This is a genomic window from Rhizobium grahamii (genome assembly GCF_009498215.1).
GTDB classification, from domain to species: Bacteria; Pseudomonadota; Alphaproteobacteria; order Rhizobiales; family Rhizobiaceae; genus Rhizobium; species Rhizobium grahamii_A.
Window position 1 is genome coordinate 931,588 of sequence record NZ_CP043499.1, and the last position, 18,727, is coordinate 950,314.

The following is an 18,727-nucleotide window of genomic DNA, read 5'->3' on the forward strand; positions in this document are numbered from 1 at the left end:
GCTTACCTCAATCGAGTTTGCGCACGCGCAGTGCGAGATAGGGACGTCCCGGCAGTTCGATGCCGAAGGCAGCGTCCGCCTTGCCGCCCCGCGTGATGTTTCCATGCCGCTGCGGATGGGGGACAAAGGCCTCAATCCGTTTGGCCGGCGTCACGGTCATGTTCCACGTGTCGATGAGATCGACCTCGTAGCGACCGTCGTCGGTCGGCAGACCAGTGGTCCACTGGTTCGGCTGGTGCTCGCCGAAATAGAGATACGACACCTTGCCGCCCAGGTCCCGGGCGCCCGAAATTCTGCTCCACGGCCACTGGTCATGCATGCCCATCGGTTCTAGGCCTTCGAGCTTGTCGCCCTGCATCAGCTTCAGAAGGAAGCTGATCCGCTTCCAGCTCTCGCCGTGAAGAACACCGCCCTTGGCCCACCAGATCAGATCATCAGGATCGACATATGTCTCGCCGTGGCCGGCATAGCCGCCGCGCATGACAGTGATCCAGAAGCGGTGAACCAGTTCCTCGGCGCTGATGTTGCCCCAGCAGTAGATGATGTTGCCTTCGTATTCCGGCTCGTCGTTGACGACAGGCTTGCCATACGCCAGCCGCCATTCCGGCGTCCGCTTCACATCCCAGTTCTGGATGCAGACGTGAGTGATCCACGGCTTGCGATGATCGAAATTCATGTTCTGGTCGCCATTGTGGATCGACCGAAGATGCTGAACCGGATCGTTCTCTTCCAGGATGTGGCAAAAGCGATCCCAGGTTTCGACCGGAATGGTATCGAGCAGGAAGTCGTACTCGTTCGCCAGCGCCCACCAGACATTGCGGAAGGCGGAGAGACGCGCGGCAGCATATTCGACGTAGCGAAGGTTCTGCGCCTCGGTCATCGTCGCATAGCCCCAGCGGTCGTAGGGGTGGAAGAGGATCAGGTCCGCCTCGATCCCGAGGTCGCCGAGGCGAGCGATCTGCTTTTCCAGATGCTGGAAAGCTGCCGGGTTGGGACGATCGAAATCGATGCCGCCGCCGCTCGTCTCCAGAAACATCGGCTGCAACGGCTCATTCGTGTTGAACGGGTAATCCTTCGGGAAAACGCCCATACGGATCTTGTTGAAGCCGCTCTTCTCGAGGCTCGCAAGTGTCTGCTCCTGCATATCGAGCGGCTGGTGCGTCCAGGCGTAGCAGGTCGTTCCGAATGGAAAGTATGGCGTGCCGTCGGCATGGGCGAAATGGAAGCGATTGCGGACATGCACCGGGCCGTGCACGCCATCTCGCGCGGCGTTCACGGTAAGGTTCCCTTCCCGGCCATCGAGTTCGGCGACATTGGACGTCGTGACGTAGGTCCACTCGCCAACGGTATCCGGCATGAAGCGGATCACATACTCATTGCCGCCGTCATGAAAACCGGTGACACGCACCGAGCGATTGCCCTGCTTGAAGTGCGCATGCAGCGTGACATCGAGATAAGGGTTGCCGTTAGCCGGCGCCTGCAGGCGGGCTTCAAAGATATCGTAGAGATGGGTCATGGTCATTCCTTGACGGCCCCGGTGGTCAGACCGGCGACGAAATAACGTTGGAACATGAGGTAGACGATGGCTGCAGGCAGCACCGTCATGATGATAGCGGCGTTGAGCTCGCCGTAGTCGCTCGAGAACTGGCTTTGGAAGCTCATCAGGCCGAGCGGAAGGGTCCACATCTTCGGATCCTGGAGGATGACGAGTGCCATGGCGAACTCATTCCAGGTGGCAACGAAATCAAGGATCAACAGCGCCGAAAGGACGGGTAGCGACACCGGCAGGAAGATCCGTCGGAAGATGGTGAAATGCGAGGCGCCGTCGATACGCGCAGCCTCCGAGAGCTCCTTCGGCACGGCCGAGAAGAAACCGTGGAGAATGAACACCTGGTAGGGAATGCCGAAGGCAAGGTAAGGCAGGATGATGCCGGGATAGGTATTGATCAGGCCGAACGCATTCACCTGTCGGAAAATCGGCGCAAGCATGACCTGGAACGGAAGCATGGTGCCAAACAGGAAGAGGGCAAAGAGCGCCTTGTTCATCCGCATCGGAACCTTGGCGAGCGCGTAGGCCGCCATGGCGGAGATGAACAGACCAAGCGGCACCTTGATCACCGTGATCACCACGCCGTTAAACGCCGTGGTCGAGAAATTGCCGCGTTTCCAGGCCGCAACGAAATTGTCGAGAGCAAGTTCAGTCGGCGGCATGAAGGCGCTCGAGCCCATCACAGTGGAGTTCGACTTCAACGAGGTGAAGACGATGAACAGGAACGGCGTGATCCAGATCAGCGCGAGCAGAATGAACGCGATCCACAGCGCGACGAGAACGGGGTCGACCTTTGCGGAGCCGACGGGCCGGAAGGCTTGCGAGAACATCTTCATCGCACCATCTCCTCGCGGCGGAACATCCACCGCATGTAAGGCAGGACAATCACCAGCGTGATCAGCAGCAGGACGACGGAAACAGCAGCACCGCGACCGAATACGCCAAGCTGCATGGACTGCGTATAGGCCCACATCGCCAGCATCTGGGTGGACTGAGCCGGCCCGCCGCCAGTCATGCCGTAAACGATATCAAAGGCTTTCAGCGAATTGATCAAAGACAGAACGAAGACCACCGTGATCGTCGGCCCGAGCGCTGGAAGAGTGACGTAACGGAAAACACCCCAGCGCCCCGCCCCATCGATGCGAGCGGCTTCGATCAGCGTCGTCGAGACGCTCTGGAGACCAGCTAGAAAAAGCACCATGGAAAAGCCGACGGATTGCCAGACATGCGCAACGAAGACCGACCACAGAGCAATCTTCTTGTCGCCCAGCCAGTCCATGATCCAACCGTCCAGATGCCAACTGGTCAGCAGGCTGTTGAAGAGCCCGAAGAACGGGTCGTACATCCACTTCCAGATCGTCGCGACGGCGATCGAGGCAATGATGACGGGCAGGTAAAAGATCACCCGAAGGCCCGATTTTCCTGGGATATTCTGATTGAGCGCGAGCGCCAGACAGAAGCTGATCAGATTGGGGATGATCACGGCAAATGCCGTCCACAGGATGGTATTGGTGAGCGCACCCCAGAATACCGGGTCCTGCGTCATGATCGCCCGATAGTTCGCCAGACCGACGAACTTCGCGTCCGGACTGAGGCCGTTCCAGGATGAGAACGACATGCGGATGACGTCGACCATCGGATAGACGGCGAACAGAAGGTAGACCACCAGAGCGGGCGCAAGCAGGACATAGCCCTGCATCTGCGGCCCCATAGATTGGCGCGCTTTCGACATTTCTTCTTCCGAACCTTGTGGTGGGGCTCCGCCTGAAACACGCGGAGCCCCGGCCTTGGGAGGTTATCCTCGATTGGCGATGAAGGTCTGCAAGGTCTTGCCCGCGTCGTCAGGCTTGATGTTGCCGGACGCCACTTCATTGATGACGCGCCAATATTCCGTGGTTACGTCGAGCGGGAATGCCTGGTCGCCATTCATGTAGATCTTCGTGTACTTGCCGAAGATATCCATCCATTTCTGGTCGAGCGCCGAGACGTTCGAGTACTTGACGTTCGCGTTGACCGAGATCGAGCCAAACGCGCCGAGGTTCTCCTGCTGGACCTTGTCGGAGAGCAGATAGTCAAGGAACTTCGTCGCTTCTTCGGAGTTAGGGCTCTTCGCCGAAACGTAGAGATATTCGGCAAAGCCGTAGAGACGGTCGGTTCCAGTCGGGAACGGGAAGAGATCGAAATTGTCGATCTTCTTGGAGTCCGCCAGCTGGCTGACCAGCCAGTCGCCCTCGACCATCATCGCCGCGCGATTGGCAAGGAAGAGATTGAAGCTCTGCGAGTTGTCGATCCCCATGAACGGCTTGAGGATGTAGTTCTGCGACCAGTCGTTCAGCTCCTGGAAACTCGCGGTGGCACATGGCTCGGTGCCCCAGTCGAGCTTCATGTCCATCAACTGGTCATGCTTTTCGGCGCCGCACTTGGCTTCGAGGATGACGTCCATCAGGCGCATCAGGTGCCAGTTGACCGTGCCACCGAATGTCATCGCCGGAATGCCGGCCTGCTTCAGCTTCGCGGCGTCGGCTTTCAGCTCGTCGTAGGTTGTCGGAGGCGCGGTGATGCCGGCTTTGGCGAACAGTTCCTTGTTGTAATAGATCCCTTCGCCGTGGAAGGTGTACGGCACGCCGTTACGTCCGCCGGGATAGATCTTCGAAAAGCTTCCCGCGGTGCCGACCAAACGCTTGTCCCAGTCGTACTTGGTATAGGCTTCATCCAGCGGCTTAGACAGACCCGCCTTGACGAATTCCCCGCCCAGCCCAAGGCCTGCCCACATGAAGTAGATGTCTGGCCCCTGGCTGGATTGCGCGGCAACGCGGAGCGCCGCCTTGTGCTCATCCACGGAGCGGCCTTCGCGGGTCACGGTGACGCCGGGGTTCGCGGTTTCGAATTCCTTGATGATCTTGTCCCACGCCACGTTGGCGGAGTTGTTGTCAAAGGTGAGCGTCCAGATCTTCACTTCACCCGCATTGGCAACACCGGAAACGAGCGCTGCACTCATCGCCAACGCAGACAGCGTGGCGGTCAAACCATTCTTCATCGAAGCCTCCCTGAGCGGTCCTCTGCCGCGACAGCAATCAACCAAACGCATTCAAAACTGTCAATGACTTTTTTCTATTTCGAATTAAGTATGAGATTATACGCGACATTAACCGCATACTTAATTCCCTTATGTGCGTGACAACTCCATCGCTGTGGGGATTTTCTGCCGATTGAAAAAAGTTGACTCGGCTTGGGAGTTCAGTCCAAAACGCAACAAGGAGGCGGCCATGCAAAATATCAACGAACTCTTCCTCGACCACGATTCGCCAGCCGGCCGGCTCGTTCGAGGGCTCGCAGCCTTCGGTGCGGCGACAGCGGGGCAGCTTTCAAAATCAACAGGCCTTGGCCGTTCAACGGTTTCAACCGCACTGACCGAACTCAGGGATGCCGGCATCGTCATAGACGTCGACGCCAAGGCCAGCGGCTTCGGGCGACCGTCCCAGCTACTTTCGCTTAGTCCCGGATCGGGCCGCTGCGCCGGCGTCCTGCTGGGGCTTGGGGAGATCCGCATCGTCATCTGCGACATGACGCATGCGGTGCTATCCGACGTCTGGATTCCGATACGCCGCGACTACACGCCGGAAGAGGCCGCCGACCAGGTTCGAGATAGCCTGACGAGCCAATGCCAATCGCTCGGAATTACGATCGCCGACCTCCTCGGCGTCGGCGTGGCGATTTCCGCGCCACTCAGCTACGACGGCAAGGTGTTGAACGGGGACGTCCTGCCGACATGGGCAGGCGTCGATCTCGCCGAGATATTCTCGACGCGGCTGGATTGCCCGCTGCATGCCGAAAACGAGAGCCATTGCGGAGCGCTCGCCGAGATGACCTGGGGCTCGACGGTCGGGGAAAGCGATTTCATCCTCTACAAGTTCGACCTCGGCGTCGGCGGCGCAATCGTGCGTGACGGCGCGGTCGTCCGCGGTGTCAGCGGCAGTGCGGCCGAATTCGGTCACATCGTCCTGGATCCCGATGGCGCCTATTGTCGTTGCGGCAATCGCGGCTGCCTACAGACCTATGCCGGCGGCTACCATTTGATCCGTCGCGCCGAAGAGTTCAGCGGGCAACCCGTCACCATCGATCAGTTCGTGGAACGCGCCCGCGAAGGCCGGATCGGCTACAGGCGATTCATCGAGGATGCCGCCGAAAAGGCCGGCTGGGGCATGGGCATCACGTCGTCAATCCTGAACCCACCACTTTTCGTCATCGCCGGCAAGCTGGCGACGATCGGCAAAGCCTTTCTCGAGCCCCTGGAGCGAAGCTTCAATCGACACACGCTGCAGCATCCGGATCTTCCCGGCGTCAGCGCCCCGCGTTTCGTCGTGGCAAAATTCCTCGGCAACGACGACACTGTCATGGGCGCCGTCGCGCTCGTGCTGCGGCAACACGGACGCATCGTCAGCCCTGCGACATAAGCGCGACAGCCAGCGGGCAGCTTCAGTGCCCGCCCTTCAGATCGTGCCACGGAGCTCGAGCAACTCCGTCTGCCCGCTTCGTCCCTTGACGCTGACAACGCCAACCGGAGCGAGTTCGAAAAGCCGGCCGACGGTATCCCGGATCGCGCCGCTGACGAGGATCGTCGTTCCATACTGTCGATTGAGTCCCTCGAGACGCGAGGCAATGTTCACCGTATCGCCGATCGCCGTGTACTGCAGCCGCGCCTCGGCCCCGACACTCCCCACCACCGCGGCACCGGTATGCAGTCCGAACCGTGTGATGAGCAGAGGGCGGCCATTCAAACTATTCGCGTGGTTCATCGCATCCACGGCCTGCTTCATCGCCAGCGCACAATGGCATGCATGCTCGACGTGATCAGGGTCGTGCAAGGGAGCATTCCACATGGCGAGGATGGCATCCCCCATATATTGGACGATCGTCCCGCCGTGACGCTCGACGATCTTATTGAGGCCCTCGAAATATTCCGACAGGAGAGCAACGACCTCTTCAGGTGAGTTCTCTTCCGAGATCGTCGTGAAATCGCGAATATCGGTGAATAGCACCGTGACATCCTGCCGGACCGCGGCACCTACATTCGCCTGACCGGCGATCACAATTCTGCGGACGAGTTCCCTGGGAACGTAAAGCGAGAAGGTGCGAATCGCGTGGCGTGCGGATCGCAGCGCTCTCGCGAGCGCATTCACTTCGGAAATCCACGAATGGACGATCCGGCTTTCGCGAACCTCCAGCTTGCCCAACTGTGTTGCCTCCTCGGCAAGCACGTAAAGCGATCGGCTGACGAAACGCGAGATGAAAATCGCCGCCAGGATTCCCAAGGTGAGGCAGGCTGCCGCGATCGCGAGATTTCGCGTCAATCTCTCTTCGACTGGCCCAACCAGGTCGCTCAGCGGCGCGACGATCGCGACCGTGTATTTCCTCCCGAGCCCGGCCACCGCTTCATGAAAAACCTCGGCAAGATATTCCCGCTCTCCAGCTTGAAAATGGGTAACGGTCCCCGTCTGGGCGCCACCGGATTCAAGCAGATGTGCAACAGCAGGAAGCGCCGGATCGACGCGAGCGAGGTCCGCCAGGGATACCGCCCTGCCACGACGGAGCTGCCCTCTGACTTCGCTCATCAAATCGCGGTCCGAATGGACGATCAGATTCGCATCCTGATCGAAAACATATGCGCGAGCGTGCTCGGAAACGGCACTGATGTCGACGATGTCCCCAAGCGTAACGAGCATGACGTCGGCTCCGACGACAACGTGTCGATTCGACGCCGTAGGCGTTGCGACGGTCACTGTAAGGAAGTTGGTTGATGCCGAGATATAGGGGCCAACGGAGACAGCCTTGCCGGTACCGACAGCTGTCGTGTACCAGGGCCGAGTGCGCGGATCGAAAACATCATCGCGATCCGCCGCCCTTTTCAAGAGCCGCATGTCTTTGCCATAGAAAGTCCAGACGGTGTTCGGACCGCCATTCGACCGATCGATGGTACGCACTGCATAGGCCGCGTCGGCAGGCGCGTTCATGTCGGCGCGCCACTCGGCATTATCAGCCGCGTCGACGACCTGAACGAAGCTACCGTCGGGATAGCCCGCGTAGAGGTTATCGACACGAAAGGAGGACCTGAGCACGTTCAGCAGAAATGCTTCCTTGGTGTCCACATCATAAGGAGGTGGCGTCGTCATCTCCGGCACGGCTGACGCGGCGACGATTGCCGAATAGCCTTCCCGGAAGACGTTGCGGTAATCCTCGATGACCCGCAACCCGAGCTGTCGCATCTGCGCTTCCCCCGTCGAGACTGCGGCGAATTTCCCCTGGCTATAGGTAATGAAGATCAGCGGCAGCGAGGTACAGGCCAAGAGCCCAAGGATGATAACGCTGAGATGCAGCCGCAAGGGCATGGCCCAGGTGACCAAGATCCCCCTCAGCGTCCTCCAATACCCCTGCCCCATAGGCTCCCCGCCTCCGCCGACGCCTCGCAAGCGCGCTCACTTGATCGCGCACCTGACTGATTGGCTAGATAACCGAATAGGCGGTGATCCGGTCAAGCGCAGTTTCTCGCAAGATCGCTGCGGTGCCGACGTCTCAACGCCAAATCAAACAGACCGTGCGGACGGTTTGCAACTATCATTCGCCGGATTCGGCGGCTGTAGGCAAATGTGCGGTCGGTCGGGAAACGACATAGAGCGCGCATCCGCCAAGCAAAAAACCGACAAGGAGCGCAAGCCAGATACCTGGAGAAACAGCGAAGAAGAAGGCGATGTAGCCGCCCGACATCCCCAGTACCGCAAGGATCTTCGCCTTCGACGGGATCGCACCATCTTCGCGCCAGGCCCGTAAAGGCGGACCGCACCAACGGTGATTGAGAAGGTAGGCTTCGAACCGAGGAGACGACCGCGCGAAGAACCAGGCCGCAAGGATCAGAAAGATCGTTGTCGGCATCAAAGGGACAAGTGCGCCGATGATACCGAGCGCGGCCATGAGGCACCCTAGCGCGGCATAAACGGCTCTGACCACCCAATGCGGTTGGCCTGACGTCCGAGCTACGGAGATATCGGGAGGATCGATCATAGGCTTTAAACGGGAACCTTCTCACGCTGCGGTCCGACACCCCGAGCGCGAGCAGCCTCGATATGAGGCGGACGACACGCAGCCCGCGTCACGCCGACGCCCCCAATCTAACGCCTCCAGTGTCGCCGGTCACTCTCTCAAGTCATTCTTTTTGTTGGTCGAACAACGGGCTGTTCGACCCAGGCCTTTCACCGAGAAGATCAAGACCTCGACATCGCTATCGATCGTCACGCCATCAGGCAGCCGTACATGTTTGGCGGTGTGCGAGGTTACGGCGAAAGCGATGCTTTGTCTTTCCCTGATGACCGGCGTATTGACGCCGATAATCTGCCCTGCAGAGGCCCGGGCGCCTTTCACCAGCGCCCGGGCACACTATTACCTTTTACCGCCGAGCCAAATCGAAACGGTCGGCGTTCATCACCTTTGTCCAGGCCGCGATGAAGTCCCGCACGAACTTGCCCTTGGCATCGGACGAGCCATAGACCTCGGCAAGAGCGCGAAGCTGGGCGTGCGATCCAAAGATCAGATCGACGCGGGTGCCGGTCCATTTCAGGGCGTTCGTCTTGCGATCACGGCCTTCATAGACACCTTGCTTGCCGGCGGCCGGGGTCCATACGGTTCCCATGTCGAGCAGGTTGACGAAGAAGTCGTTCGTCAGCGTCTCGGGCTTGTCGGTGAGGACACCGTGCTCCGGCTCGCCGGCCTTGAGTACGCGCAGACCGCCGACGAGCACCGTCATCTCAGGCGCCGTCAAAGTCAGCAGCTGGGCACGGTCGACAAGCGCCTCCTCCGCCTTCAGGAACTGGCGGCGGTTGGCGTTCACATAGTTGCGGAAACCGTCGGCGCGCGGCTCCAGTGCCGCGAAAGACGCCGCATCCGTCTGCGCTTCGGTCGCGTCCATTCTGCCGGGCGTGAACGGAACGCTTGCCCCGGGACCCGCAGCCTTTTCGACACCTGCGTTGCCGGCGAGTACGATCAGGTCCGCGAGAGAGATTTTCTTGCCTGATGTCTGGGCTGCGTTGAAGTCCTTCTGGATGCCCTCGAGAACGGAGAGCACCTTCGCCAGCTGTGCCGGCTGGTTGGCATCCCAGTCCTTTTGCGGTGACAGACGGATGCGCGCACCGTTTGCGCCACCGCGCTTGTCCGAACCACGGAAGCTTGATGCCGAGGCCCAGGCCGTGGACACCAGTTCTTGCACCGTCAGACCGGACGCCAAGACCTTCGCCTTCAAGGCTGACACGTCGTTGTCATCGACCAACTCGTGATCAACGGCCGGGACAACATCCTGCCAGATCAGATCTTCGGCAGGCACCTCGGGACCGAGATAGCGTACCTTGGGTCCCATATCGCGATGCGTGAGCTTAAACCATGCGCGAGCGAACGCGTCTGCGAACTGGTCCGGATTTTCCATGAACCGGCGCGAGATCTTTTCATAGATCGGATCGAAGCGGAGCGCGAGGTCGGAGGTCAGCATCTTTGGCCGGTGCTTCTTCGCGGGGTCGAAGGCATCCGGAATCGTCTCACCCGCACCCTTTGCAACCCACTGCTTGGCGCCCGCCGGACTGCTTTCCAGTTCGTATTCGTAACCGAACAGGTTCCAGAAGAAGTTGTTGCTCCACTTGGTGGGTGTCGTCGTCCAGATCACTTCCAGACCGCTGCCGATAGCATCGCGACCGACGCCGGTGTTGAATTTGCTCGACCAGCCAAGGCCCTGCGCCTCAATCTCGTCGCCTTCGGGATCGACGCCGACGAAGGACGGATCGCCAGCGCCGTGCGTCTTGCCGAACGTATGGCCACCGGCGATCAGCGCAACGGTTTCTTCGTCGTTCATTGCCATGCGGGCGAAGGTTTCGCGGATGTCGCGGGCAGAGGCCAATGGGTCCGGATTTCCGTTCGGTCCCTCCGGATTGACGTAGATAAGACCCATTTGCACGGCGCCGAGCGGTTCTGCGAGTTCGCGCTCGCCACTATAACGCTCGTCTCCGAGCCAGGTGCCTTCAGGGCCCCAATAGAGCTCTTCCGGTTCCCAGACATCGGCGCGGCCGCCGGCGAAGCCGAAGGTTTTGAAGCCCATGGATTCGAGCGCGACGTTGCCGGTCAGGATCAAAAGGTCGGCCCAGGAAATACGGCTGCCGTATTTCTGCTTGATCGGCCAGAGAAGGCGACGGGCCTTGTCGAGGTTGACGTTGTCAGGCCAGCTGTTGAGCGGGGCGAAACGCTGCTGTCCCTGCCCCGCGCCGCCGCGGCCATCGGTGATGCGGTAGGTGCCGGCGCTGTGCCATGCCATGCGAATGAAGAGGCCGCCGTAGTGTCCGAAGTCGGCCGGCCACCAATCCTGGGAGTCCGTCATCAACGCGTGAAGGTCTTGCTTGACCGCGTTGAGATCGAGCTTCTTGAACTCCTCGGCATAATTGAAGGCCGCTCCCAACGGATCGGAAAGACCCGAATTCTGATGCAGGATCTGAACGTTCAGCTGATCCGGCCACCAGTCACGGTTGCCTCTGCCGCGAGGCGTATTGCCATGGGGCACGGGACATTTGCCGGCGCTATCAGGTTTCTGGTCCATTGTTTTCTCCTCGGTTTTTTGATGCGTCGAAAACGGGAGGACATGCCGGCCAGCCTTTGGGACAAAAAGAACACCCCAGACACCGCGGACCCGCGACCTCCACTGCCTCCTTCATAACCGATGTGAACCATAACTCTAAGTTGGAATTACTGATCAAGGCGATAAGCTAACGTTATCGCCGGTATGTGCCGCAGGCAAAAAAATGGCGCCGCCATTCGGCGACGCCTCTTCTGCATAGATTTCACATTCCGTCGCGTCAGCGCCTCAGGACGCGCATAGCCAACGACACGACAAAGAGAACCAGGAAAAGGAAGAACAGGACCTGGGCGATTGACGCCGATGCACCGGCAATACCGCCAAAACCGAGCACGCCGGCGATGAGTGCGACCACCAAGAATACGAGAGCATAATAAAGCATTTCCACCTCCGTCATTCTGACCACAGGAAAACGGAGAGAGAGGCGATTTGGTTCCGAGACAGGCCCGGAAGCGCTTCTAGGTGGCAATGACCGCGCGGCGTGTGAATGCATTGTCGCCATCATAGGGCTTCGGCGGCTCGGCCGCGGCAAGGTAGGCATTCGCGGGAACCGTCAATGCGAACCAGAGCCCGGCGCCAACCACAAAAAGTTGGCCGACCTCATCTCCACCGCCGGCCAGCATCGGCAGACAAGCGGAGATCATCAGCACAAGCACCCGCACGACCCACTCGGTCTCGCGCTTTCTGATCGCAAGCGCAGCCATGGCTCGATATCTGCGCGCGTCGTATCCGCCGCTGTCCGGCTTCGTCAGAAGCTTCCACGCTGGAGGAAAGGATAGCATCAAGAGGGCACCGGCGGCGAGCAGACCCGGTGTTCCAGGAAGACACCAGCAGCTCACCCCAAGCAGGAACAGGATAACCACGAGGTTCCATATCGGCCCAAGCGCGTCAGGAGAACGACCGCTTCGCCGATGCCAGACCTGAAGCATCCACGACGCTGCCTGAAGCATCGGCTGATCGATAAAACGATTGATGAATTCCATAACGTGCCCTTCGCTCGCCTGCGCGGCTAACAACCAGACAATTCCGGCATGAACGTGGCGCGGTCGATCGTTTTGGAACCCGCGCTAGGCTCTGGCGCCAGGGTGTATCCGGATTACCTTCAGCCTCCAGATCGGACGGCCCCGAGTCGTGCCCAAGCCTGAAGCTATCACTTTCGACTTTTTGCCAAATTCGGGTGAACGGCGGACGAGCTGCTGCCTTCCGACGACATAGCGGAAGTGACGACGATACCTCGGCCCTTTGCCTTTGCGGCGTAAAGCGCTGCGTCCGCTCTCTTCAGGGCCTGGTCGCATGTTTCACCGCCGCCGACCTGAACTTCACCAAGCCCGAAGGATGCGCCGACCTGTGCCTCGACGTCGTCGATCACGTAGGGCTGAGACAAAAGCTGCGACAACTGCCGGCAACGCCACTCGGCTTCGGCCATTGGGACCGATGGCATGAGAACGGCGAACTCATCGCCCCCCAAACGGAAGACAGCGTCGCCATCCCGTGTTCCGGCTTTCAGGCGCTGAGCGACCTGCCTCAGCAATTCATCCCCGGCTGCGTGTCCATGTCTGTCGTTGACGCTCTTGAACCCATCGAGGTCGAGGCACGCGACTGTGAGGCTACCGCAGCTGGATAGCCTCGCGAACTCCGGCTCGATCATGGAGCGGTTCGCCAGGCCGGTCAGAAAGTCATGCGTGGCGGCGTGGCGCATGCGTTGTTCAGCCTCGACCAACGACACCACCGTCCGGCGCGACAGCCGCATGACGAACAAGCCGCCGACAATCAGCAGGATGGTGACGGCAGCCGCGAGAGGCAGGGATTGCAGCAGCAGATCGCTCGCGGGCGTCGGTGGGTGCCATGACAGAACTTCGACCTGTCCGTCCTGCCCGACGGCAATCTCGGCGCGCGCACGGTCCGGTGAAACCGAGCTCAAAGGGCCGATGGTCGCGTCATCGAGAAGAAAGCGGTTGCCCAGAAAATCCTGCAGACTGCCTGCGATCGGGATCGCGGAAACGAGAATTGGCGCTCGGTTTCCACGCGGCTTGGCCGTCTGGAAGTCAGCCTGAAAGAGGCTGGCTGTCAAAAGGACCGCGTCGCTGCCAATAACCTCGATCTTGCTGAAGGCGATCGGGTCTGGAATGCCAGGCTTCTTCACGCCGGCTTCACGCTCGCGAACGCGCCGAACGAGAGAACCGGCGTCATCTACAATAGCCGACGCTCGCCGAACGAAGAAGGGCCGACCCACAACCTCGTCCGCCGTCTTGGCGTAGATCATGCTGTCTTCAGCATCGAGAATGGCGGCAAAACGCGTCCTCGACGTCCCGATCAGGGAGCTGCCGATGTTGCGATCCGCCCACTCGCGATCAAACGAGTTGTCGATCTTGGCGATCGACTCGTCCCAAATTGTCCATGCGGTCAGTGCGAACTCGACGTCCGCGATCCATATCGAGATGTTCCGCTTGACCAGCGTCTCCTGCCGCTCGCGGCTTTCCGCATCGAGGCGCTTCACCCCATAGTAGGGAACCGCCGCCAGGCCCGCGATCAGGATCGCGACGAGCACGAGAACGGGACCAACCAACTTGAACTGGGAGAAACGCGTAGTCACGAAAGGGTATCCTGATGGCTCATTTTGGCCGAACCTACAGCCGCATCGCTTTAGCGCAGGTTACCGCCCAACCGATTTCAGCGACTGGGGTTAATGCTTAGCGACGTTTTCTGGCGATGCATTTCGATCACGCTTCAGTATTCAGATCGGGCTTGCGCAGTCGCCGCAGACCCCTAGATTGGCCCAATCAACCGCTGTAGTTGATTTGTTTTGTGGAGGTTCATCGTGGAATATCGTCGTCTCGGAAAGTCTGGCCTGAAGGTCAGTGAGTTCTCATTTGGCTCGTGGGTAACCTTCGGCAAGCAGGTCGATGGTCGGGATGCGGTCGAGCTTATGAAACTCGCCTACGACAATGGCGTGAACTTCTTCGACAATGCCGAGGGTTATGAAAGCGGCAATTCGGAGGTCGTCATGGGCAATGCGCTCAAGACGCTCGGATGGAGCCGCGACAGCTACATCGTCTCGAGCAAGGTGTTCTGGGGAGGACAAAAGCCGACGCAGCGCGGGCTTTCGCGAAAGCACGTCACCGACGCCGCACACGCCGCCCTGAAGCGGCTCCAGGTCGACTATCTGGACCTTTACTTTTGCCACCGCCCCGACATCGACACCCCGATCGAGGAAACCGTGCGCGCGATGCACGATCTCGTGGCGCAGGGGAAGGTTCTATACTGGGGAACATCCGAATGGTCAGCGCAGCAGCTGACAGAAGCCTACGCGGTCGCGCGCGACCTGCGCATCACCCCGCCGACGATGGAGCAGCCGCAGTACAACATCTTCGAGCGCCAGAAAGTTGAGGCCGATTATCTGCGCCTTTACGACCTGCTCGGCTTGGGAACGACCATCTGGTCGCCGCTGGCATCAGGCGTCCTGACCGGGAAATATAACAGCGGCGTACCCGATGACAGCCGCATGAACCTTCCCGGCTACGAATGGCTGAAGGAAAAACTGTCCAGCCCGGCGGGCCGCACTCAGCTCGAGCATGTCCGTCAGCTTGCGAAGCTTGCCGATGAGATCGGTGTTTCGATCACGCATCTCGCCTTGCTTTGGTGCCTCGCGAACCCCCACGTCTCGACCGTCATCCTCGGCGCATCGCGGAAAAGCCAGTTGGAAGATAATCTGGCTGCGCTGTCGAACAAGGAAAAGGTCACCGCGGACGTGCTCGCGCGGATTGACGCCATCGTCGGCAACAAGCCTGCGGCACCACAGCGATTCTAACGGATTGGGATCTCGGCGGTCGGGACAGGAACACGTAGCGCATCGACTTCGGTCAATCGCTCGCGCTCTTCCCGATACGCCAGTTCCATGCGCATCAACCTTCGCTCCGGGAAGGGCCTCTCTTCCCGGATGAAGGCAATCATCTCATCGATGTCGTTGCCGCCTCCGGGAGCATCTCCCAACGGGAGGAAAAGTCGCTTGCGCAGCTTCTGCGCCCAGTAACGGATCTCGCGCTCGGCCGGAGGGTACGAAGCGCCCAGACGATAGAGTTGGCTTTCTGTCCTCGCCCAGCCTGGCGGAGAACTCTCATCGATCTGCAGCACAGCGGATGCATGACCGTGGTCCCCATCCTCGACATCCGGATCACCGAAGAACCACGCGTATAGCCACGGCTCGCTGTCTGCGGCATGTTCCAGCAGCCACCCTTTAAGGATCGGGGCTGTCGCCAGTTCGGCTTTGCTTGGTGCCGATGTCATCGCTCTTTGTTCTCCATTGGCATCCCCGCCGCTATTGAAAACGCAGCAAAATCATAGAAGTCGGTCCTGCACCACCTCAATCGTTTGTCCGGAATCGCCTTCACCACGACGGCGAAGTTCGCTGTTCGCCGAGAACCTGACATCAATGTCCTTGTTCCGGGTGAACTCGATCAAGGCATCCGACGTGAGCCGATCCCACGGTCTTCCGCGGTCCGGTCCGGATGGCACCCGTGGCAGGAGTCCGGGCTCAAGGCTCCAGGCAAGCAGTTGCTCAAGTGACGCCTCATTCAAAAGGTCGCGCAGATGATGGGCCGTCACATATGCATCAGGCATCGCCCGATGCGCGGGAAGACCGATCTCGTGCACCAGTCCGACCGGCATACGCTGGTATCGCAGCATCTGGTTCGAGAAGCGCGGAAGATCAGGCCATACGCGTAACGCACACTTCCATGTACAGATCCACGGAGACCCTCCGGTCATGCTCGGTCTGCAATACCGCTGTTCGAATGCCGCGCGATGGGCCGCCAAGGCCGTGACGCCGCCGACCGGTCGAAGCACACTTGGAGCGACCTGCTTCCACAATGGCGCGTCCGCGACCTGCGCGTCGAGTATGTGGTGCACCGCCATCGTATCCGGAGAGATCGGACGACCCGGGTTGACGAACCGCGCGCCGCGATCCTCGCCGACCTGCCAGCGGCCATCTGCATCAGGGACGACATCCTGCCATCCGATCTCGCAGACGTCGTTCGCGCCGTTTCCGCCGGTCTCGAGATCGATAACGCGTATGCGTGGATTTTCAGTCGTGCTCAGCATGACGACTTATGTAGTGCACCAGGCGCGATACCGCACACCGGTGCGGCATCTTCCCGGAAAAAGCCGAGCCAAACTCCTCCAAAAGCACGACCACGACCCGCCGACCTTGCATGCGGTCCATCCGTGCATTAGCTCATGACTGGAATGGAGCAGGCCAAATGATCCTCTTGTTACTCGCAGTTCCGATCGTGCTGGTGTGTTATTTCCTGTTTCCCCGCCCAACATTATTTGCCCTGATCGTCATTATCTTCGTCGGCGCCGTCGTCGCGACATATGTCTATCTTCAGCAATCCGACCGCAACGACTCGGCCAGTCTGGTCGTAGGGGCGAGCAAGGGGACCGACGGTTGCCTCGACCCAGCGAAGCCTGTCTTTGTTCAGTTCACCAACGGCTCCAAGCGTCAGGCAAATGTGATACGTTTTCGGCTGCTCGCAAAACGCCCGGGCTTCAGCATCGAGGCATATTCCGACTATCTCACCAGCTACAAGATCATCGAGCCTCATGGAACCTACGGAACATGTTGGGCTCTCAACCACTATAGAGGCCTCGAAACACTACCAGGTGGGCCGTCGCCAAAAGATCTGGAATGGTCGGTTGAAATCTCGTCTGTCGATTTCGCGAGCGATAACTAGCCGCTACTCGATATAATAGTCCTGGCCAACGTTCTGATAGGTCAGCTTGAGCGTTCCATCGGGTTGAACGACATACCGTTCCGATACCCGATAACCGAATTTTCCGAGGAAGGTGTACTTTACCACGGTACCCGGCCTGTAGGGAGAATGGATCACCCTGCCATTGTATGTGAGGCTGCCCGGCAGAGGCCGAATTTCTGCGGACGAGGTGGTACAGCCGGCAGCTCCAACCGCCAACACTGCGAAAACAATTGCCATCTCAGTTCGCGCTCGGCGTGCCATCGAACCGCCTCCTAGTCTTCAAGACGCCATCGTTGCTTCGACGTAGAAGTTCAACGGTGCAGTCTCATTCATAATACGCATCAGAACACGTCGTAAGAGTGCTTTGCTGTCGCACTTGATTTCAAGGTGCTCCCGAAACTGCCCCGCTACTATGCCTGGCCAACGGCCCTTGTTGCCGACTTCACTTTACGAGCTCGAACGCCTGTAGGCATTCGAGCTCTCACACACCATTCCTCTATTTTATCCAAGCCCTGCCGCCAAATCGCGGTCGGATCATCTCACCGGCTCCTTAGCAGCAGCGTCAGGCCAAAGATCACCAGTCCGGCAGAGGTCACGGCGAAGCCAGCCCAGGCGGCGGAGAGGAGACCGTAGCCAGCGGCAATCGTTACGCTGCCTGCCCAGGCGCCGACGGCATTTGCGACGTTCAGCGATGCGAGATTCATGGCACCCATCAGGCTTGGAGCTTCCGGAGCCAACTTGGTCAGGCGCACCTGGATCGTCGGGATTGCGGCCATCATGGCGGCTCCGACGCCGAACATCGCTGGGAAGAAGACCCACGAGTGGCCCCCACCAGCGGCAAGGGCCGCGAGAATAACGAGAGCACTGCCGAAACCGATGACGATACCACGTGCCGGATAGAGGTCAGCAAGCTTGCCGCCATAGATATTGCCGGCGGTCATGCCGAGGCCGAACAGAGCCAGTGCGACCGGAACCATCTCGGGAGCGAGCTTGACGACATCGGTTACCATCGGCGCGATGAACGTATAGACCGCAAAGATGCTGGCAACGCCGAGGGCAGCGACGAGCATGACACCCCAAACCTCTCCCCTGCGCAGAGCGGAGATTTCCTGAATGACAGGAACGCCATCAAGTGCCTTGGTGCGTGGCACCCACTGCCAGATGGCGCCGAACGCAAGCATCGAGAAGGCCGCTACGGCGAGATAGGTTTCGCGCCAGCCGATCGTCTGACCGAGGAAGGTGGCGAGAGGCGAGCCAACAATGGTTGCGACCGTCAACCCCGTCATCACGATAGCGAATGCCTTGCCGGCCTGGCCTGGTCCAACAATGTAGGAAGCAACCACGGCGCCCGCGCCGAAATAGGCGCCCTGCGGCAAGCCACTGACAAAGCGTGCCAGCATCAGAAAACCGAGGTTGGAAGCGACGGCCGACAGCACGTTGCCGACGACAAAAAGGCCCATGAGAAGAAGAAGAAGTGTACGGCGATTGAGCCGGGCTGCGGCGAGCGTCACCAGAGGGGCGCCGATGACGACGCCGAAGGCGTAAGCGGTGATCGCATTGGTCGCTTCCGGCACGCTGATACCAAGGCTATCCGAGAAGAGTTGAATGATACCCATGCTGGCGAATTCCGACGTTCCGATCGAAAAGCTGCCGAGCGCCAGCGCGAGCAACGTCAACTTCTGCGAACGGGCACCAGCGGTCGGTGCGGGAACAAAGACTTGGGCTTCCGAGACAGTTGCCATCATGATGATCCTTTCTAGAACAAATCGG

General features: G+C 59.7%; 17 protein-coding genes and 1 pseudogene. 3 read left to right on the forward strand and 15 right to left on the reverse strand.

Annotation, left to right across the window (positions count from 1 at the left end; translation table 11 throughout):
- Window positions 1-7 precede the first annotated feature (7 nt).
- From FZ934_RS23235 to FZ934_RS23250, 4 genes are all read right to left on the reverse strand, one after another.
- Complete coding sequence (locus FZ934_RS23235; protein ID WP_153273210.1) at window positions 8-1,522, reverse strand: DUF4038 domain-containing protein; 1,515 nt, start codon at window positions 1,520-1,522, stop codon at window positions 8-10.
- A complete protein-coding gene (locus FZ934_RS23240; RefSeq protein WP_153273211.1) occupies window positions 1,519-2,385 on the reverse strand; it encodes a carbohydrate ABC transporter permease in 867 nt (288 codons plus the stop codon). The genes FZ934_RS23235 and FZ934_RS23240 overlap by 4 nt, the downstream gene beginning before the upstream one ends.
- Entirely contained in the window at window positions 2,382-3,281 is a 900-nt protein-coding gene (locus tag FZ934_RS23245; protein ID WP_113364050.1) for a carbohydrate ABC transporter permease, read from the reverse strand. The genes FZ934_RS23240 and FZ934_RS23245 overlap by 4 nt, the downstream gene beginning before the upstream one ends.
- 63 nt (window positions 3,282-3,344) lie before the next feature.
- The gene (locus FZ934_RS23250; protein ID WP_153273212.1) at window positions 3,345-4,586 is read right to left on the reverse strand and encodes an ABC transporter substrate-binding protein; all 1,242 of its coding nucleotides are present in this window, start codon (window positions 4,584-4,586) and stop codon (window positions 3,345-3,347) included.
- 229 nt (window positions 4,587-4,815) lie between these two features.
- Here FZ934_RS23250 and FZ934_RS23255 point away from each other — a divergent pair, with 229 nt between their 5' ends.
- A complete protein-coding gene (locus FZ934_RS23255; protein ID WP_153273213.1) occupies window positions 4,816-6,003 on the forward strand; it encodes an ROK family transcriptional regulator in 1,188 nt (395 codons plus the stop codon).
- Window positions 6,004-6,039: 36 nt separating this feature from the next.
- On the opposite strand, the gene FZ934_RS23260 is transcribed toward FZ934_RS23255, so the two are convergent.
- From FZ934_RS23260 to FZ934_RS23285, 7 genes and pseudogenes are all read right to left on the reverse strand, one after another.
- Window positions 6,040-7,950: an adenylate/guanylate cyclase domain-containing protein gene (locus FZ934_RS23260; RefSeq protein ID WP_246738030.1), complete on the reverse strand. Its 1,911-nt coding sequence runs from the start codon at window positions 7,948-7,950 to the stop codon at window positions 6,040-6,042.
- A 211-nt stretch (window positions 7,951-8,161) separates the two neighbouring features.
- Window positions 8,162-8,605: a YbaN family protein gene (locus tag FZ934_RS23265; RefSeq protein WP_153273215.1), complete on the reverse strand. Its 444-nt coding sequence runs from the start codon at window positions 8,603-8,605 to the stop codon at window positions 8,162-8,164.
- Window positions 8,606-8,851: 246 nt separating this feature from the next.
- Window positions 8,852-8,947: pseudogene (locus FZ934_RS28715) on the reverse strand (serine protease); the annotation flags it as partial.
- Window positions 8,948-8,987: 40 nt separating this feature from the next.
- A complete protein-coding gene (katG, locus tag FZ934_RS23270) occupies window positions 8,988-11,171 on the reverse strand; it encodes a catalase/peroxidase HPI (protein ID WP_153273216.1) in 2,184 nt (727 codons plus the stop codon).
- Window positions 11,172-11,427: 256 nt separating this feature from the next.
- Complete coding sequence (locus tag FZ934_RS23275; protein WP_153273217.1) at window positions 11,428-11,589, reverse strand: DUF1328 domain-containing protein; 162 nt, start codon at window positions 11,587-11,589, stop codon at window positions 11,428-11,430.
- A 76-nt stretch (window positions 11,590-11,665) separates the two neighbouring features.
- Complete coding sequence (locus FZ934_RS23280; protein ID WP_153273218.1) at window positions 11,666-12,190, reverse strand: hypothetical protein; 525 nt, start codon at window positions 12,188-12,190, stop codon at window positions 11,666-11,668.
- 167 nt (window positions 12,191-12,357) lie between these two features.
- Complete coding sequence (locus FZ934_RS23285) at window positions 12,358-13,800, reverse strand: sensor domain-containing diguanylate cyclase (RefSeq protein WP_153273219.1); 1,443 nt, start codon at window positions 13,798-13,800, stop codon at window positions 12,358-12,360.
- 225 nt (window positions 13,801-14,025) lie between these two features.
- Between FZ934_RS23285 and FZ934_RS23290 the strand changes: the two genes are divergently transcribed.
- Window positions 14,026-15,015: a potassium channel beta subunit family protein gene (locus tag FZ934_RS23290; protein WP_153273220.1), complete on the forward strand. Its 990-nt coding sequence runs from the start codon at window positions 14,026-14,028 to the stop codon at window positions 15,013-15,015.
- Here the strand turns inward: FZ934_RS23290 and FZ934_RS23295 are convergent.
- Together FZ934_RS23295 and FZ934_RS23300 are read right to left on the reverse strand one after the other, a co-directional pair.
- Entirely contained in the window at window positions 15,012-15,491 is a 480-nt protein-coding gene (locus FZ934_RS23295; protein ID WP_153273221.1) for a DUF6634 family protein, read from the reverse strand. The genes FZ934_RS23290 and FZ934_RS23295 overlap by 4 nt on opposite strands.
- Before the next feature lie 51 nt (window positions 15,492-15,542).
- Window positions 15,543-16,304 carry an exonuclease domain-containing protein gene (locus FZ934_RS23300; protein WP_153273222.1) on the reverse strand — a complete coding sequence of 254 codons (762 nt, stop codon included), beginning with the start codon at window positions 16,302-16,304 and terminating at the stop codon, window positions 15,543-15,545.
- A 158-nt stretch (window positions 16,305-16,462) separates the two neighbouring features.
- Between FZ934_RS23300 and FZ934_RS23305 the strand changes: the two genes are divergently transcribed.
- Window positions 16,463-16,936 carry a hypothetical protein gene (locus FZ934_RS23305; protein ID WP_153273223.1) on the forward strand — a complete coding sequence of 158 codons (474 nt, stop codon included), beginning with the start codon at window positions 16,463-16,465 and terminating at the stop codon, window positions 16,934-16,936.
- A gap of 3 nt (window positions 16,937-16,939) precedes the next feature.
- Here FZ934_RS23305 and FZ934_RS23310 read toward each other — a convergent pair whose 3' ends face one another.
- Together FZ934_RS23310 and FZ934_RS23315 are read right to left on the reverse strand one after the other, a co-directional pair.
- Complete coding sequence (locus tag FZ934_RS23310; RefSeq protein ID WP_153274006.1) at window positions 16,940-17,194, reverse strand: hypothetical protein; 255 nt, start codon at window positions 17,192-17,194, stop codon at window positions 16,940-16,942.
- Window positions 17,195-17,496: 302 nt separating this feature from the next.
- Entirely contained in the window at window positions 17,497-18,699 is a 1,203-nt protein-coding gene (locus FZ934_RS23315; protein ID WP_153274007.1) for an MFS transporter, read from the reverse strand.
- Window positions 18,700-18,727: the final 28 nt, after the last annotated feature.

Bases quoted from the DNA above. Each gene is read 5' to 3' on its own strand.
- FZ934_RS23240 (WP_153273211.1), bottom strand. From the start codon at position 2,385: ATGAAGATGTTCTCGCAAGCCTTCCGGCCCGTCGGCTCCGCAAAGGTC.
- FZ934_RS23305 (WP_153273223.1), top strand. From the start codon at position 16,463: ATGATCCTCTTGTTACTCGCAGTTCCGATCGTGCTGGTGTGTTATTTC.
- FZ934_RS23265 (WP_153273215.1), bottom strand. From the start codon at position 8,605: ATGATCGATCCTCCCGATATCTCCGTAGCTCGGACGTCAGGCCAACCG.
- FZ934_RS23280 (WP_153273218.1), bottom strand. From the start codon at position 12,190: ATGGAATTCATCAATCGTTTTATCGATCAGCCGATGCTTCAGGCAGCG.
- FZ934_RS23255 (WP_153273213.1), top strand. From the start codon at position 4,816: ATGCAAAATATCAACGAACTCTTCCTCGACCACGATTCGCCAGCCGGC.
- FZ934_RS23245 (WP_113364050.1), bottom strand. From the start codon at position 3,281: ATGTCGAAAGCGCGCCAATCTATGGGGCCGCAGATGCAGGGCTATGTC.
- FZ934_RS23250 (WP_153273212.1), bottom strand. From the start codon at position 4,586: ATGAAGAATGGTTTGACCGCCACGCTGTCTGCGTTGGCGATGAGTGCA.
- katG (WP_153273216.1), bottom strand. From the start codon at position 11,171: ATGGACCAGAAACCTGATAGCGCCGGCAAATGTCCCGTGCCCCATGGC.
- FZ934_RS23295 (WP_153273221.1), bottom strand. From the start codon at position 15,491: ATGACATCGGCACCAAGCAAAGCCGAACTGGCGACAGCCCCGATCCTT.
- FZ934_RS23300 (WP_153273222.1), bottom strand. From the start codon at position 16,304: ATGCTGAGCACGACTGAAAATCCACGCATACGCGTTATCGATCTCGAG.
- FZ934_RS23235 (WP_153273210.1), bottom strand. From the start codon at position 1,522: ATGACCATGACCCATCTCTACGATATCTTTGAAGCCCGCCTGCAGGCG.
- FZ934_RS23310 (WP_153274006.1), bottom strand. From the start codon at position 17,194: ATGGCAATTGTTTTCGCAGTGTTGGCGGTTGGAGCTGCCGGCTGTACC.
- FZ934_RS23275 (WP_153273217.1), bottom strand. From the start codon at position 11,589: ATGCTTTATTATGCTCTCGTATTCTTGGTGGTCGCACTCATCGCCGGC.
- FZ934_RS23315 (WP_153274007.1), bottom strand. From the start codon at position 18,699: ATGGCAACTGTCTCGGAAGCCCAAGTCTTTGTTCCCGCACCGACCGCT.